The organism is Asaia bogorensis, from assembly GCF_900465345.1.
GTDB lineage: Bacteria > Pseudomonadota > Alphaproteobacteria > Acetobacterales > Acetobacteraceae > Asaia > Asaia bogorensis_A.
In genome coordinates this window covers 241,017-256,679 of the sequence record NZ_UEGO01000010.1, presented here as the reverse complement: position 1 = coordinate 256,679, position 15,663 = coordinate 241,017, and the positions used below count along the sequence as shown (strand labels likewise).

11 protein-coding genes are annotated in these 15,663 nt (G+C 63.2%); 8 read left to right on the top strand and 3 right to left on the bottom strand.

Features of this window, described 5'->3' with window-relative positions; all coding sequences use genetic code 11:
* The first annotated feature begins 6 nt into the window (after positions 1–6).
* The 3 genes from ED655_RS04850 (at position 7) to ED655_RS04840 (ending at position 3,894) form a co-directional block, all read left to right on the top strand.
* The gene (locus tag ED655_RS04850) at positions 7–1,590 is read left to right on the top strand and encodes a murein hydrolase activator EnvC family protein (protein ID WP_122049182.1); all 1,584 of its coding nucleotides are present in this window, start codon (positions 7–9) and stop codon (positions 1,588–1,590) included.
* Positions 1,591–1,782: 192 nt separating this feature from the next.
* The gene (locus ED655_RS04845; RefSeq protein WP_023978958.1) at positions 1,783–3,324 is read left to right on the top strand and encodes a S41 family peptidase; all 1,542 of its coding nucleotides are present in this window, start codon (positions 1,783–1,785) and stop codon (positions 3,322–3,324) included.
* A gap of 81 nt (positions 3,325–3,405) precedes the next feature.
* Entirely contained in the window at positions 3,406–3,894 is a 489-nt protein-coding gene (locus ED655_RS04840; RefSeq protein ID WP_122049181.1) for an RNA pyrophosphohydrolase, read from the top strand.
* Positions 3,895–4,005: 111 nt separating this feature from the next.
* Here the strand turns inward: ED655_RS04840 and ED655_RS04835 are convergent, their stop codons facing one another.
* The 3 genes from ED655_RS04835 to ED655_RS04825 form a co-directional block, all read right to left on the bottom strand.
* Positions 4,006–5,778: an ABC transporter ATP-binding protein gene (locus ED655_RS04835; protein ID WP_231944689.1), complete on the bottom strand. Its 1,773-nt coding sequence runs from the start codon at positions 5,776–5,778 to the stop codon at positions 4,006–4,008.
* An 81-nt stretch (positions 5,779–5,859) separates the two neighbouring features.
* Positions 5,860–7,131, bottom strand: coding sequence for a CCA tRNA nucleotidyltransferase (locus ED655_RS04830; protein ID WP_122049180.1), 1,272 nt, complete (start codon positions 7,129–7,131; stop codon positions 5,860–5,862).
* Between the two features lie 69 nt (positions 7,132–7,200).
* The gene (locus ED655_RS04825) at positions 7,201–7,782 is read right to left on the bottom strand and encodes a DUF1285 domain-containing protein (protein ID WP_122049247.1); all 582 of its coding nucleotides are present in this window, start codon (positions 7,780–7,782) and stop codon (positions 7,201–7,203) included.
* A 239-nt stretch (positions 7,783–8,021) separates the two neighbouring features.
* On the opposite strand from ED655_RS04825, the gene ED655_RS04820 reads away from it, so the two are divergent.
* From ED655_RS04820 to ED655_RS04800, 5 genes are all read left to right on the top strand, one after another.
* The gene (locus ED655_RS04820; protein ID WP_122038841.1) at positions 8,022–9,050 is read left to right on the top strand and encodes an AAA family ATPase; all 1,029 of its coding nucleotides are present in this window, start codon (positions 8,022–8,024) and stop codon (positions 9,048–9,050) included.
* Between the two features lie 2 nt (positions 9,051–9,052).
* Entirely contained in the window at positions 9,053–9,988 is a 936-nt protein-coding gene (locus tag ED655_RS04815) for a DUF58 domain-containing protein (RefSeq protein ID WP_122049179.1), read from the top strand.
* Complete coding sequence (locus ED655_RS04810) at positions 9,985–12,828, top strand: DUF4159 domain-containing protein (protein ID WP_122049178.1); 2,844 nt, start codon at positions 9,985–9,987, stop codon at positions 12,826–12,828. The genes ED655_RS04815 and ED655_RS04810 overlap by 4 nt, the downstream gene beginning before the upstream one ends.
* Positions 12,825–14,894, top strand: a complete 2,070-nt coding sequence (locus ED655_RS04805) for a glutamine amidotransferase (RefSeq protein ID WP_122049177.1) — start codon at positions 12,825–12,827, stop codon at positions 14,892–14,894. The genes ED655_RS04810 and ED655_RS04805 overlap by 4 nt, the downstream gene beginning before the upstream one ends.
* A gap of 90 nt (positions 14,895–14,984) precedes the next feature.
* Entirely contained in the window at positions 14,985–15,578 is a 594-nt protein-coding gene (locus tag ED655_RS04800) for an ankyrin repeat domain-containing protein (protein WP_369794245.1), read from the top strand.
* The last annotated feature ends 85 nt before the right edge of the window (positions 15,579–15,663 follow it).

The following is a 15,663-nucleotide window of genomic DNA, read 5'->3' as shown; positions in this document are numbered from 1 at the left end:
TCTACCATGCCGGTCGCGAGCCTCTTCCTGACCGGCTGTTCAGCCCTCGGTAAAATGCACTTCACAGGCGGGCGGGTTCATCCTGCCCGTCTGAAAGACCGTCGGGGAGAAAAACCCCGCGAGACATCAGGTCAGAGCGGGGGCTTGTCTCAGGATGCCTCCCACTCGCTTTCTGTTCCGATTTCCTCCGACTGGCGATGCACCATCGCCCTCTTCGCGCCTCTGCACCCCTTAGGGCGAGATACATCACGAGATGATTCCTCTTTTCCTGCCGATACCCACCATGCCGCCGCGCCTGAAGCTGCGCCATTCGGCGCAACACGTTTCACAAGGGCGTTTTGCCTTGTCAGCGTGACGCTGGGCTTTGGGCTCGCGCTGGCCGCGTTATCGCCAGCAACGGGGGCGACACCCCATACGAAACAGGGCAATGCCAACCAGAAGGCTCTCGACAAGGCCATTGCAGACAAGAAGGCCCTTATGGCCCGCCAGGCCAATGAGGCGGCCCTTATCGAGACCCGCCGCAAGGATCAGGCGCGTGCCGCTCAGGAGGCGACGTTGCAGGCCCAGAAGGCCCGACGTTTCTCTGCCCTGACCAACCAGGCCGAGAACGAACTGGACGCAACGCAAAAGCAGATCGACGCCCTGACAGCCGATATCGCCTCACTCACGGCAAGACAGAACGAGCAGCGTCTGGCGCTTGCCCGACGCCGCGCCGCCCTCCAGACCATTCTGCCTGTCGCCCTGCGCCTTGCCCGCTATCCCGGCACGTCTGTCGTTGCCCTCTCGGGGCAGGCCGATGATGCGGTTCAGGGCCTGAGCGTGATTGCGGGGCTGACACGACTGACCACCCGGCAGGCGGAGGATTTGCGCAGCCAGAAAACACTTCTTGACCAGACAGCTCACGAACTTGCAGACCGCAACACAGCGCTCGGAAATGCGAGCCGCAAACTGGCCGCTCTACGCGATCTCAACGCCAGCCGGATGGAAACCGCCACCCACCAGCAGGCAGAGGCCGAGGCACGAGCCCGTCAGGCTCATGATGAAATCGCCGCCGCAACAGCAAAGGCCGCGACGCTCGAGGATGCGCTGACAGCTATCGACAAGGCGCAGGCCAGCATCAAGGCACGAATGGAAGCCGAGGCCAGAGAACTGGAAAGGCAGAACCAGCAGGCAAAGGCGCGTGCGCTCAGCACACAGGCCCGCGCCCTGAGCAGTTCGGGCAATGGCGTAACACGGGGCGGCGGACATGGCCCCGTAGCCGGTCGTGTGCTGACTGCGTGGCACCAGACCACCGAGAGCGGCCCGGCGAGCGGCATCACCTATCAGGCAAGCGCCGGAAGTTCTGTCAGCGCGCCCTGTGCCGGGCAGATCGACTTTGCCGGCCCGTTCCGGTCATTCGGCAACATGATCATTCTCGATTGCGGGCATCATTACCGCTTCGTGCTCTCAGGATTGGGAGGGCTTTCCGTCTCGACGGGGCAGACTATCAGCCGCCATGCTGCGCTCGGCACGATGGGCGGTGGCGGCGGGGCACTCTTCGTGCAGTTGCGCTCAGGAAGTAAAATCATCGATCCCGGCCCCTATCTCTGAAGGGCAACCTTACAGGACGCCAGAACCCCTCTTGGCGATTCTGCATTGTTTCGACAGACTGCGCTAATATCGTTATAGATTTCGGTTCTCAATGCGGTGGAGACCCTGGTGTTCAGGCTCCGCTGAAAGACAGACGCTAACAGGATCGGCACCGGGCCTCAGGCTCCGCACCGGATTCAAGGGATGAATTGCATGAAGCTCCGCACTGGTCTGCTGCTCGGAACGGCATTCCTGGCCGGAATCACCGCCGGTCCGGCGTTGGAAGCCGCCATGGCCCCGAGCCTTGGGCAGATGATCAGCAGCAAGGCCTTCGCCAAGGAAGTCGCGGCCGACCCCGACAACCACAGCGAAACCCTGCGTCTGCTCACCTTGTTCGGAACCGTGCTCGACCTTGTTCGGGCCGAATATGTCGAGCCTGTCAGCGACAAGGACCTGATCAACAACGCCCTCGATGGCATGGTGGGCGGTCTCGATCCCCACAGCTCCTACATGAACGAGAAGCAGTTCAAGGAGATGCAGATCCAGATCAGCGGGAAGTTCGGCGGTCTGGGCGTGCAGGTCCAGCAGCAGAACGGCCATATCCGCGTGGTCTCGCCCATCGATGGCACCCCTGCCTCGCGTGCAGGGCTCAAGCCGGGCGATTACATTACCGAAGTCGACGGCAAGTCGCTTGAGGGTCTGACGCTCGACCAGGCCGTGACCAAGATGCGCGGCGATCCGGGCACCAAGATCACCCTGACCATCATTCGCGCGAAAGAGCCCAAACCGCTCAAGGTCACCATGACCCGCGAGGTCGTGCATGTGCAGGTCGTCCGCTCGTCGCTTTATGGCAATATCGGCTATATCCGCATTTCCGAATTCGACGACGATACCGAGACCGCACTGCATGAGGCCTATGACAAGTTGAAGGCAAAGTCGGGCAACAAGCTGCAGGGTCTTGTGCTCGATCTGCGTCTGAACCCCGGCGGCAAGCTCGATCAGGCCATTGCTGTCAGCGATGATTTCATCCCCGAAGGCGAGATCGTCTCGATCCGTGGGCGTCACGCCGAAAACAACCGTCGCTGGGATGCCAAAGGCACCGATATCACGGGCAAGCTGCCGATTGTCGTGCTGATCGATGGCGGATCGGCCTCGGCCTCCGAAATCGTGGCCGGTGCGCTTCAGGACCATCGCCGCGCCGTTCTGGTGGGCGAGAAATCCTTCGGCAAGGGCTCCGTGCAGTCGCTCATCCCCGTGCCGGGCCATGGTGCCGTGCGTCTGACAACGGCGCGTTACTACACGCCATCGGGCCGCTCCATTCAGGCTTTGGGCATCGCGCCCGATATCGTGGTCAAGGAAAGCAAGGACGACGATGGCTACGGCTATCGTGAAGCCGATCTGGCCCATATCATCACCAATACGGGCGGTAACAAGAACAAGGCCCCGACACGGACCGACCTGCCCTCCATCTCGGCCAGCATCCCCCACGCGCCTGCGGATAACTGGCCCCGTTTCGACCCGGCCAAGCCGGCGACGGACTTCCAACTGCAACAGGGGCTGCGTGTAGTCCGCGCCATGGCATCCCTGCCTGATGAAGCCCTTCCTCTGGGGCAACCGGCCGCTGACAAGGCTGCTGCAAAAACCGCCGATGCGAAGCCCCCGGAAAAGGCGACTGACGACAAGGCCGCCGGGGAAAAAGCGGCGGGCAAGGATCAGAAGCCCCCTGCTCCGGCTTCTTCTTCCACGCAGCACTAATCTTTCTTGGCACCGGCCCCTTTCGAGGGGCCGGTTTCATATCTTCCGCTTGACGCTTCAACTCCATCCGAGCCCTACGCCATGATCGATCCGGCCACGCTTCCCTATCGCCCCAATGTGGGCATCATGCTGTTCAACCGCGAGGGTGCCCTCTTCCTCGCCAGACGGACCGATCTGCGTGATGTCTGGCAATGCCCTCAGGGCGGGATTGACGAGAACGAATCTCCGGAAGAAGCGGCCCATCGTGAGTTGCGTGAGGAGACCGGGCTTCGTCACGCCACCCTTCTGGGCAGCTATCCCGGCTGGCTGCCCTATGATTTGCCCCCCCATCTGATCGGCAAGGCGCTTGGGGGACGATATCGCGGTCAGACGCAACGCTGGTTTGCCATGCGCATGGCCGAACCCGACAGCGCCATCAATCTGGCAGGAGATGGCACGGAACCTGCCGAATTCGACCGGTGGGAATGGGTCCGGCCTCAGGACGTGACAACCTATAATCTGGGCTTCAAGCGCCCGCTTTACGAGCAGATCCTGCCCGCCCTAGCGGCTTTGGCCCCTCCAGCGGTCTAGAAACTTCAACAGAGCCCAGCGCAGACAATAAAGAGCCTGAGCGCCTGAGGCAGTCATCGGGGGAAACAGCGCCCCCGGCTCACACCCGCCCCCTCAGAGTAGACAAGTGCCTCAGGGTGCGTCGATGATCTCGAGCGTTGCGGCTTCCAGCACGACCTCCGGTGCGGCCTCAACCAGATCGAGCGACTGGTTGCGCACAAGGCGGGCATAGAGCCCCCCCTGCGCCTGCAACTCGGCATGGGTACCCATTTCGACGGCCGCGCCTTCGCTCATGACAATAATCAGGTCAGCACTCTTAACCGTCGACAGACGATGCGCCACAATGATGGTGGTACGATCACGGCGCAGATCGGCCAATGTTGCCTGAACCTTGGCCTCGCTCTCTGAATCCAGTGCGCTTGTGGCCTCATCCAGCAGCAGCAGACGCGGATCACGCAGCAGCGCGCGCGCCAGCGCGACGCGCTGCCTTTGCCCACCCGAAAGACGCTGACCACCCGGGCCAACCCGTGTATCGAGCCCCTGTGGCAAGGTGTCGGCAAAATCGACTGCCGCCGCAAGGGCAGCCGCCTCGACTTCTGCACGGCTGGCCGTGGGGCGACCGATGCGAATGTTCTCAAGCACGGACATGTCGAAAAGCGTGGTGTCCTGGCTGACATAGGCAATGGCGTCGCGCAACTCGGACAGCTTCAGATCACGCAGATCCACCCCGTCGAGCAAAATCTGCCCCGCGCTGACATCGTGAAGTCTCGGAATGAGCGACAATGCCGTAGATTTACCGGCCCCGGACGGACCGACCAGCGCCACGGTCCAGCCCGGTCGCACATCAAAGCTCAGGCCACGCAAACCCGTGCGGCCATCGGGATAGACGAACCCGGCCTGATCGAACACAAGGCGTCCATGCCCCGGCGGCAGGAGACGCGCATCCGTACGTTCGGCCACGGCTGGCGGTTCGTCGATGACCGAAAAAACACGCTCCAGCCCACCAAGACCTTCCTGCAGGGCCGCATTGAGCGACCCAAGGGCGCGCAAGGGGCGCGAAGCCGCAAAAAGAGCGGCGATGAAGGCCGTGAAATCGCCCAGCGTCGCGCCACCCATCGCGGCACGCCAGCCGGCGAAACCGAGCACCGCAGCAATAGCCGTGCCACCCAGCACCTCAAGCACAGGATCGACACGCGCCCGCCCGCGTGAAATCCGCCAGAAAGCGTTGTGCAGCAGATCCAGCGATCCATCCACACGTCGTGCTTCGCTATCCTCCATACGATACACGCGCACCTGACGGGCCAGCGCAAAGCTCTCATTGAGCAATGTCGCCGTCTCACCGATCTGCTCCTGCATACCTCCCGAAGCACGACGGACACGCTTGCCAAGTTTCTGTATCGGCACCGCGGCGACCGGATAGAGCACGAGCGCGATCAGGCTCAGCTCCCAGTCGGTATAGATCATGGAGGCGACGAGACCGACCACGGTCACGACATCTCCGAGCGCATTGACGGCGCGGATCATGGCTTCACGGATCGAGACCGCATCGGTGGTAAAGCGCGCAGCCCACTGCGCGGGTGCTTCCTTTTCGATACGGGCGATATCGGCTGTGAGAGCATGGGCGAACATGCGTGACTGCAAGCCGCGTATGACCACGAGAACGAGCCCCTGTACGGACAGGGTCTGGCCATATTGCGTGGCGGCCTTGAGCCCTGTCACCAGCACCACCAGAGCAGGCACCTGATAGAGAATACGCGGGTCATGCACCGCAAACATATCCACCGCGCGCTTGATAACGAGCGGATACAGGGCCGTCAGCCCGGCGGTCAGAACCGTAAGCACCACGACGGCGGCCAGACGCCCGACATGGTGACGGACTTCCTCACGCCAGATGCGAAAAATCATCTGGCGTCCCTGCACCCCCTGCGGGTCGATGCGTCGCAAAGGGGTCTGGGCTGCAGGCTGCGCTGTTTTCATTCCTGCGGTTTACCCCCCTGCGCCTTGTGACGAAAGAGGCAGGCGCGTTTTCAGTTCGGCAAGACAGGCCATCCGGTCGGGCAGACAGCCCTGGCTGCGCCACCAGGCAGCCAGATGGGCGAGAGCCTCCCCTATGGCCGGCCCCGGTCGCACACCAGCGGCCATCACATCGCGCCCGGCCAGCGGAAAAACCGGACGCTCAAGCTGTGCGAGCCTGTCTCTCAATGTGTTCCACGCTTCGGACGAGACATCGGCTATCCTCTCGGCCTGTGCAAACCAGCTGCGGTCGGTCAATGTCTGTCGGTCATGACAGGACAGCAGCATGCGAAGCTCGTGGTCACCCAGTGAGGGCGCGAGGATCAACGGGTGCTGCGTTTCATACCCTTGCGCGTCGAAACCATGCAGCAGGGTGGACGGGCTCATACGGGCAAGGCGCTGCGCCTGTTTGCCAGACAGCCGAAGCCGCTCGGCAAGATCCGGCGTATCAGCCAGCAACCCAAGACGCAGGATGTCATCGGGCGGCACATCGGCATCGAGTGCTCGGGCCAGACGCGGCAAGTCTGCCGAAGGCAGGAGGCGAGGCAGGATACCGGCATCGGCCATCAGATGCAGGCTGCGCATGAGATTGGGCCCTGTGAGAATACGCAGTATCTCGCTGGCCACACGCTCGGCGGAGAGCCCATCGATCAGGGCGGCATGGCTGGTGATTGCCCGTATCGCTTCCGCATCGGGTCGATCCTGCGGGCCGGTGCCCCCGAAACGCGCCTGAAAACGGAAAAACCGCAGGATACGCAGCGCATCTTCCTCAATGCGGCGGGCGGCATCGCCCACAAAGCGCACATGACGCGCTGCAAGATCCTCAAGCCCCCCGAAATAATCATGAATCTCGCCATGACGGTCACAGAAGAGCGCATTGATCGTGAAATCGCGTCGCGCTGCGTCCTCCTGCCAGTCTGTCGTCCAGGCAACCTCGGCATGACGTCCGTTCGTTTGCACGTCACGCCGTAAAGTCGTGATTTCATAGGGCACATGATCGATCAGCGCTGTAACGGTGCCATGAGCCAGCCCGGTCGGTATCGTCTTGATCCCCGCCGCTTCAAACAGGGCCTGAACCGTCTCGGGGGGCTCCGGGGTTGCCAGATCGAGGTCATGCACCGCGTCACGCCCGATGAGCAGATCGCGCACCGATCCACCAACGAGACGCGCCTGCGGCAAGATATGCCAGAGGCGATCAAGGCCCGAACGATCAGGCAGTTTGTCGAGAAGGCTCAAATGAGACACGGCTGTTGATCAGATTCCGGAACAGAATAAAAAACGGCTGTCGTGCCCGCTGCCCCACGCCAAGCCCGATCAGGGCATGGGGGCCAGCGGGAAGAAGCGATTATGGCTCCATACGCCCATGCAGGGGCGACAGCCAACATGGCCGGGCACAGCAAGTGCCACGAGTTCATAATAGACCGGGCGCGACAGCCGGGCGAGCACGGGCTGGTCGCCCTCGCCGCGACGGACCTGCACATAGGGTATGGCCGCGCAATCTTCTGATGGCGGATGGTCCCAATCGACAATCAGGGGATGGGCGGGCCCAACGCAAAGCAGCTCATCCATATTGGTGCGCAGACACAGATTTTGCTGACGGCCGCAGCCACCACGAAAATCGAGTTCCCTCACGATAAACGGCGCGTCTTCCACCTGTATGACACCGGACTCAGTCGGCGTCCTGAGCCAGAACTGCCCCTGGGCGTCACGTGTCAGCATGGAGCCAAACAGACACAGCATTTCCTTGCGGCGTATGGGCGAGCCCCGATACAGCCACGTCCCATCGCGTCGGATGACAAAAGGCAGGGCACGGGGTGCCTGCTCGCCCCCTGTCCTTTCCAGCGGGGCAAGCCCGATATCGGACGCGCCCGGATCTGCGCTCCCTTGCGCTCGCATCGCGCCGGCATGATCCATGCCGGAAGGAACAGAACCAGCGGATGACCGGCCCTCGCAACCTGCACGGGTCGGGAACCCGGCTTCATGAGTCGCAGAACGCTCTGCGCCGTCTGTCGCCTGTTTAACCACGCCGTCCTTCAAGGTTCTCTCCGCTCACGGTCCAAAAAATCTGGTCTCCTGCTGCAAGTTGGGTCGTCTTATGGCTTGATGAAACCCCCGGAACTGTCAGATTGGCAAATATGAGCCAGAACGATCTCTCTTCCTTCCCCGCCGGATACCGCCCGGATGAAAACCCGGCCGATCTCGCTTACGTCGAGCAACTGACCGCCCAGCTGGGTGCCGTCAGGCAGGCCATAGGCCAGGTTGTTCTGGGTCAGCGCGATGTTATCGACCGTCTGCTGGTCACGATCCTCTCCGGGGGTCACGCGCTTTTGATCGGCGCACCGGGCCTCGGCAAGACGCTTCTTGTCAGTACCGCAGCCCGCGTTCTGGGCCTCGATACACGCCGCGTGCAGTTCACGCCGGATCTGATGCCATCGGACATCACGGGCAGTGACATCCTCGACGAAGACGAAAACGGCCGTCGTTTCTTCCGCTTCGTCCGCGGGCCGATCTTCACGCAGCTTCTCCTGGCCGATGAAATCAACCGTGCCAGCCCGCGGACGCAATCCGCCCTGCTTCAGGCCATGCAGGAATATGAAGTGGCCCAGGCAGGCACAAATCACCCTCTGCCTCGCCCTTTCCACGTTCTCGCAACACAGAACCCCATCGAGCAGGAAGGCACCTACCCCCTGCCTGAAGCCCAGCTCGACCGCTTCATGCTGCGTATTGCGCTCACCTTCCCCGAGCGCGATGCCGAGCGCGACATGCTGCTTCAGACGACTGGTGCCGTAACAGCGAGCGCCCCGACACTTCTCACCCCGGCCGATCTGATCGAGGCGCAATCCCTGGTGCGGCGTCTGCCCGTAGGGGAAAAAGTCCTTGAAGCCATCCTGACCCTCGTGCGTGGTCTGCGCCCCGAGACGGCCTACAAGCCCGAAATTGGCACGTCGCTGCTCTACGGGCCGGGCCCGCGCGCAGCGCAGGCGCTCATGCTGACCTGCCGTGCCCAGGCGCTTCTCGATGGGCGTCTGGCACCCAGCCTCGATGATGTGGCGGAACTGGCAGAGCCGGTTCTTGCCCATCGTATGGCGCTGAGCTTCCCCGCGCGCGCCGCGGGACAGAAGGTGGAAGCGCTGATTGCCTCTGCTGTCGAGGCGCTTCTCTGATCGTGAGCGGTTTTTTCGGCAAATGGCGGCGTAGCGAGGCAAAGCCATCTCCCGCTGCGCAGGCCGGGTCATACCCGGAGGCGGAAGCCCTCCTCCCGTCCCTGGTCATCGAGGCAGAGCGCATCGGGCGGCAGTTGCGTGCCGGCGTGCATCATCAGCACCGCGCTGGCGCAGGTGAGGATTTCTGGCAATACCGCCCCGCCCATGACCATGAACCGGCGCATCGTATCGACTGGCGTCAGTCCGCCCGCAGCGACCAGCTCTGGGTCCGTGAGCGTGAGGCCGAAGGGGCACAGATCCTCTCCCTCTGGTGCGACCCCTCGCCCTCGATGAACTGGCGCTCACGCCCCGAATTGCCGCTCAAGACCACGCAGGCCCAGCTTGCCACTCTGGCGCTGGCCTCCGCCGCGCTGCATGGTGGCGAGCGCGTGACGCTGCTCAATGGGCCAGAGCAGGGACGCTCCGTCAGTGGGCCTCACTCCCTCTCCCGCCTCGGGCAGAATCTGGCGTTTGCCGCCTCGACGCCCCTGCCCCAGCTCGACACGCTGCGCGCCTACGGACAGCTCGTTCTGGTCAGTGATTTTCTGATGCCCCCCGAAACCTTGGACCGGATCCTGCGCGATATCGCAGCCCGACCAGCCCGTACGGAGCTTCTCTGCATCCTCGACCCCGCCGAGCGTAGCCTGCCTTATGCGGGACGGATCAGCTTTGACAGCCTTGAGGATGAGGGAAAGCTTGTCCTGCCAGCAGTCGAAACTCTGGCGGAGCCCTATGAACGTGCCATGCAGACCCATCTCGATCAGCTGGCGACCCTGGCAGAGGCGCATCGCGCCGGCTTTACCCTTCATCATACGGACCAGCCGCTCATGCCCGCCCTTCTGGCCCTGCATGCGAGGTTGAGCGGGGGCCATACGGGCGGGGGAAGCCTGCGTCCATGATCTTTCTGACCCCCCTTGCCCTGGCGGGGCTGATCGCTCTGCCCCTGCTTTACTGGTTGGTGAAGGCGACCCCACCGCCGCCGAAGGATCTGGCTTATCCCTCGCTCCAGATCCTGCGCCGCCTGCAAGCCAGAAACACCGATACGGCGCGCTCACCGCTCTGGCTGCTCCTGCTGCGTCTGCTCGCTGTTGCGCTGCTTATCCTCGGTCTGGCGCAGCCCGTCTGGCTTGGGCGCGAAATCAGCGCGGGCGGCGGGCATGATCTGGTTCTGGTGCTCGATAATGGCTGGGCCGCCGTGCCGCACTGGCAGGAGCGCGTCCGCGCAGCGCGCAGTCTGGCCGAGCGCAGCTTTCGCGCAGGACACGCCGTCACGCTGGTTCTGACTGCCCCTGACCCCGATGGGACGTCCCCTGCTCCCTTCACCACACACGATCGCCCGCGTTTCGAAGAGCGTCTTCTTGCCCTTGCCCCCCATTCATGGCCCACGGATCGCGTCCATACGGCCAGCCAGATCGATACCCTGAGCCACAGCGCCGCGCTGACACAGTCCGATCTCGTCTTCATCTCGGATGGCGTAGCGACAGGCAGCGATACGAGCCTTGCTAAGGCGCTCGCCAGCTTCAACGGCACGGTGAGTGACATGCGCTGGCCTGGCTGCGACACGATGATGCTGAGCGTTCATCGCGCTGCCGATAATAATTTCACCGCGACCACAAGCGGGTTGCCCTGCCCCGCCACAGCATCGGGCGGACTGCAAATCAGGGCACGGTCGGAGAATGGTGGCACGCTCGGTATTTTTCCGCTGCCCACCGGTCAGACCACACCGCTGGACTTGCCGCTGCCCCCGCTTTTGCGTAATCGCGCCGCCCGCTTCGTGCTCGAACGCGATGCCACCCCTCTTCCCGGTCCCGCCGCCATTGCCCTGCTCGATGCTGGTGAGCACCGGCATCCGGTCGGTCTGCTCACTCCTGGCACGCAGGATACCCCGCTGACGGGACAGGGTTTCTTTCTGTCTCAGGCCATCAGTCAGGTAGGTGAATTGCACCGTGGCGCTGCTGATGACCTGCTACGAGGGAAGCTCTCGGTACTGATCGCGACAGATGGCACTCTTGCCGATGAGCAGACACGCCAGCATGTGGCGGAATGGGTGCGTCACGGTGGGGTGCTGATCCGTTTCGCCGGGCCCGTTCTGGCGGCCGATACGCAGGCCAGTGCACATGACATGGCGCGTACCCTGCTGCCGGTGGCGCTCATGAGCGGCATGCGCCAGCTTGGTGGCCCGATGTCATGGGGCAAGCCACAGGTCCTTGCCGCCTTTGCCGAACATTCCCCCTTCGAGGGTTTGCCCCTGCCGCATGAGGTGACAGTGACGCGACAGGTTCTGGCTGAGCCCACCGCCGATCTCGGTGCGCATGTCTGGGCCCGACTGAGTGACGGCACGCCTCTGGTGACGGCCAGTCCGTTCGGACAGGGAGAACTGGTCCTTTTCCATGTTACCGGCACCGCAGACTGGTCGAGCCTGCCGCTTTCCGGTCTGTTTCCTGCCATGCTCGAACGTCTGGTGGAGCGCTCGCTCGGCCAGCAGAACGAGATCGCCCTGCGCCAGCTTGTTCCGTTCACCATGCTCGATGCCAATGGCCAGCTTGTTCCCCCCCCCGAAGCTGCCCGCCCTCTCGATGTGGGCACGCTCGCCACGACGCGTCCCGACGCCCAGCACCCGCCGGGTTATTATGGTCCGCATCTGTCGCGCCGGGCCTTCAATCTGGGCGATCATCTGCCCCCGATCGCTGCAGCGCCTCTGATGGGGCGCAGCCTCACCCCCGACCATGTTTCGCCCGACCGGCCTCTTGCGCCGTGGCTTCTGGGCATGGCTCTGGTGATGCTGTTGGCCGACTGCCTTGTGGCATTGTGGCTGCGTGGGCTGTTGGGTGGCCGCCAGGGCCAGGGTCAGGGTCAGGGTCAGGGCCAGGGCCAGGGCCAGGGCCATGCCGGAAGCAGAAACCGCACTGGCGCGAAAGGCGCAGGACTTACCCTGTCAGCCCTGATCCTGCTCGGCGCTGTGTCTGCCTGTCCGGCGACCGCGCAGGAAGATGACGAGAGCCCGAAACATGCCGGGGTGACCCACGGTGTCGTTCCCGGTGCCGCGCTTGAAACACGGCTTGGCTATGTACTGACGGGTCATGACGATATCGACGAGGCCTCCCGTGAGGGTCTGCAAGGCCTGTCCAACTACGCGTCCGATCGCTCCTCCGCCGTGATGGGCCATCCGGACGGGCTGGTCCCCGGCAAGGATGATCTTGCCTATTATCCCCTGATCTACTGGCCCATCACCGACGATGTGCAGGAAGATTCCAGACGCTCGGCGGCCCTCAACAGCTTCATGGCGCATGGCGGTATTCTCATGCTCGACACACAGGGCACGGGCTCCGATCTTTCCACGCAGGATGAAGGGCAGATGCGCTCGGCCCTGCGGCGCGCCACGGCAGGTCTTGTGGTACCCCCACTGTCAAAGCTCGATGATCATCACGTTCTTGCCCACAGCTTTTACCTGCTGCACGATTTCCCCGGCCGTGTTCAGGGCCTGCCTGTTTGGGTGGCCCGCAGCGGCGATGACAGCAATGACGATGTCAGCCCCATCATTATCGGTGCCGGTGACTGGGCTCATGCCTGGGCGATGGATGCCCAGGGCAACACCCCCTACGCCGTGATCCCCGGTGGTGACGAGCAGCGTACACAGGCCTATCGCTTTGGCGTCAATCTGCTGCTCTATGCCCTGACCGGCAATTACAAGGCCGACCAGATGCGCGTGCCCGAACTCCTGAAGAGGATGGAGCAATGATCCATCTCACCTTCATGCCGCTCCTGCCTTTCTGGCTGCTGACAGGCTCTGCCGCGCTGGTTGTGGTGGTCGGCGCCTATGCGCTTTTTCGTGGCGCACCGGGCAGTGTGCCACGCCTGCTTGCGCTTCTCCTTGTGCTGTTCTGGCTCAGCGGCCCACGGCTGAGCCGGCCATTTTTCGAGGCAGCCCCGCAGGATGTGCTGCTGGTGGTGGATCATTCGCCGTCCATGGCCCTTCGTGGCCGCATTGACAGCGCGGACAAGGCCGCCCGCACACTGCAACAGGCAGCCCACGACATTCCCGGCCTGACGTTGCATGTTGTCGATGTTGCGGGCGGTTCAGGCCATGGCACACGCCTGTTCGATGCCATCGCCCAGGCCGATCTGCCGCCGGGACGGTTCAGCGGTGCCATCATGGTCACTGATGGCATGGTGCATGACATCCCGTCAGCACTGCCTCCGCTTTTCACGCGCGATGGCAAGACCCTCCCGCTCCATGTCCTGCTCACGGGCAAGGGCGAGGAAACGGATCGGCGCCTGCGCGTATTGCAGTCCCCCCCCTATGCCCTTGTCGGCAAGGAAGCACAGCTGCGCGTCGTTGTGGATGACCTCGGTGTCACGGGCAGGCAGCCTGTCACCCTCACCGTGAATCAGGGCGATGAGCCGCCCCGCCACATCGACGCCCTGTCAGGCGAGCCCATCGATATCGCCGTGGCCGTGCGGCACCCCGGCGAGACACTGGTCACCCTCGATGCCTCGCCACTGGCCGGGGAGGTCAGTACACGCAACAACAGCACCATCGTGCGCATCAATGGCGTGCGCGACAGGCTGAAGGTGCTTCTGGTCTCGGGGACACCCAATCAGGGTGAGCGCGTCTGGCGCAGGCTGCTGAAGGCCGATCCCTCGGTCGATCTGGTGCATTTCACCATTCTGCGTCCGCCCGACAAGGATGACGGCACCCCGCTTTCCGATCTCGCCCTGATTCCGTTTCCGATCAAGGAGCTGTTTCAGGACCGCATCAAGCAGTTCGACCTGATCATTCTGGACGGGTTCCACAATGCCGGGATCCTGCCACAGGATTATCTCGCCAATATTGCGGATTACGTGCGCGAAGGGGGGGGATTACTGCTGACTGCCGGACCGGAATTCACCGAGGACGGCACACTTCAGGACACGCCTCTTGCCGATATCCTGCCTGCCCATGTGCCTGGCGATGGTGTGATCAGGGAGCGTTTCGTTCCGCAGCTTACGCCATCGGGCAAGCGTCATCCGGTGACGGCAGGGCTGCCGACCAATTGGGGACCCTGGTATCGGGCGCTGGCCTCCGACCGCATCAAGGGCACCCCCCTGCTGACCGGGCCGGAGCAGCAGCCACTTCTGGTGCTCGATACGGTACAGAAAGGGCGCGTTGCGCTGCTGCTTTCCGATCAGCTCTGGCTCTGGTCACGCGGTGAGGGCGGCGGCGGCCCGCAGGCCGAATTGCTCAAGCGTCTGTCGCACTGGCTCATGAAGGAGCCGGACCTGGAAGAGAACCAGTTGCGTGCGACAATTAGCGAGGACAGCCTGCACGTCGAGCGTCACAGTGACAGCGAGCGTCTGTCGGGACCTGCCATGATCACGGCACCCGATGGGCGCACCTCCCCCCTGATGCTCAAGCCGTCGGGCAATGGCGTATTCGAGGCCCGTTATCCCGTCACGGGTCGGGATGGGCTCTGGACCATCCGGCAGGATGGTCTCACCGCCTTTGCGGCGCAGGCCAGCCGCAACCCGATCGAGGATGCCGATCTGCGCGCCACTGCCCTGCGCCTCTCGCCTCTGGCGAAACAGTCACATGGCGCTGTCCTCTGGCTTGGCCCTGATACCGCCACCCCTGCGATCAGGCAAATTGCCGATGCTGGCCGCGGTACAGCCATGTCTGGCGCGGGGTGGATCGGTTTTCCACGTCAGATGGTGCCTGTTGCCTCGTCGAGCCGCCTGACAGAGATTGTCCCGTCCTGGCTCGCGCTGTGCGGGGTTCTGGCGCTTCTCTTCCTGGGCTGGTGGCGCGAAGGGCGGCTTCGCCGCTGATAGGGAGTCGCCAGCTTGTTAACGATCATTTATAGTCAACCCATGCGCCACTCGAGACTTCACATGAATGTCCCACGATTCTTTCCCCTGATGCTGACGGCTGCCCTTGCGGCAACGCCAGTCCTCTTCGTTCCCTGGCATGCTGCGCATGCGCAGTCTGCAGATGATGCGGAAGCGGAACAGGAGGCCGAAGAGGCGCAGAAGAAGGCTGAAGCCCGTCGGGCCGCCAAGGCGGCAGCGCCGCCTTCCGCCCTGCCTGGCGCTGACTCTCAGGAATCCGATGCGGGCCACGCCAATGTGGACCTGAACCCGACCGACGCCCTGTTCGATGCCATCAACCGTGGCTCGCTCAATGCGGCGAAGGAGGCTCTCAACCGCGGTGCGGACATGAATGCCAAGAACGTCCTTTTCCAGACACCGCTGGACATGGCGATCGACCTCAACCGCAAGGATATCATGTTCCTGCTGCTGTCGATGCGGACCTATGGCGATGACAGCCGATTCGCTGCAGAAACGACCCACTCGCAGATCGAAACCGATGCCAAGGGGAACGGGCACCTGACCATCAAGGGCAAGGGTCGCAAGGGGACTTCGGCCGTGGCCGCATCCACCAAGCCGCGTTTCGATGTTTCCGGAGGCCAGGCCCAGCCGGATATCGGGTTCCTCGGCTTCGGCGGTCGCTGATCGCTTCCTGCCCCCGCCTCGACGAGCCTCTGCACCAGACGATCCTCTGGTCGGGCGCACGAACTGCAAAAAGCGTATCGGTCTC

Coding starts and splice junctions, on each gene's coding strand:
- ED655_RS04810 (WP_122049178.1), top strand. CDS start 9,985: ATGATCTTTCTGACCCCCCTTGCCCTGGCGGGGCTGATCGCTCTGCCC.
- ED655_RS04845 (WP_023978958.1), top strand. CDS start 1,783: ATGAAGCTCCGCACTGGTCTGCTGCTCGGAACGGCATTCCTGGCCGGA.
- ED655_RS04825 (WP_122049247.1), bottom strand. CDS start 7,782: ATGCGAGCGCAAGGGAGCGCAGATCCGGGCGCGTCCGATATCGGGCTT.
- ED655_RS04850 (WP_122049182.1), top strand. CDS start 7: ATGCCGGTCGCGAGCCTCTTCCTGACCGGCTGTTCAGCCCTCGGTAAA.
- ED655_RS04805 (WP_122049177.1), top strand. CDS start 12,825: ATGATCCATCTCACCTTCATGCCGCTCCTGCCTTTCTGGCTGCTGACA.
- ED655_RS04820 (WP_122038841.1), top strand. CDS start 8,022: ATGAGCCAGAACGATCTCTCTTCCTTCCCCGCCGGATACCGCCCGGAT.
- ED655_RS04800 (WP_369794245.1), top strand. CDS start 14,985: ATGCTGACGGCTGCCCTTGCGGCAACGCCAGTCCTCTTCGTTCCCTGG.
- ED655_RS04835 (WP_231944689.1), bottom strand. CDS start 5,778: ATGATTTTTCGCATCTGGCGTGAGGAAGTCCGTCACCATGTCGGGCGT.
- ED655_RS04840 (WP_122049181.1), top strand. CDS start 3,406: ATGATCGATCCGGCCACGCTTCCCTATCGCCCCAATGTGGGCATCATG.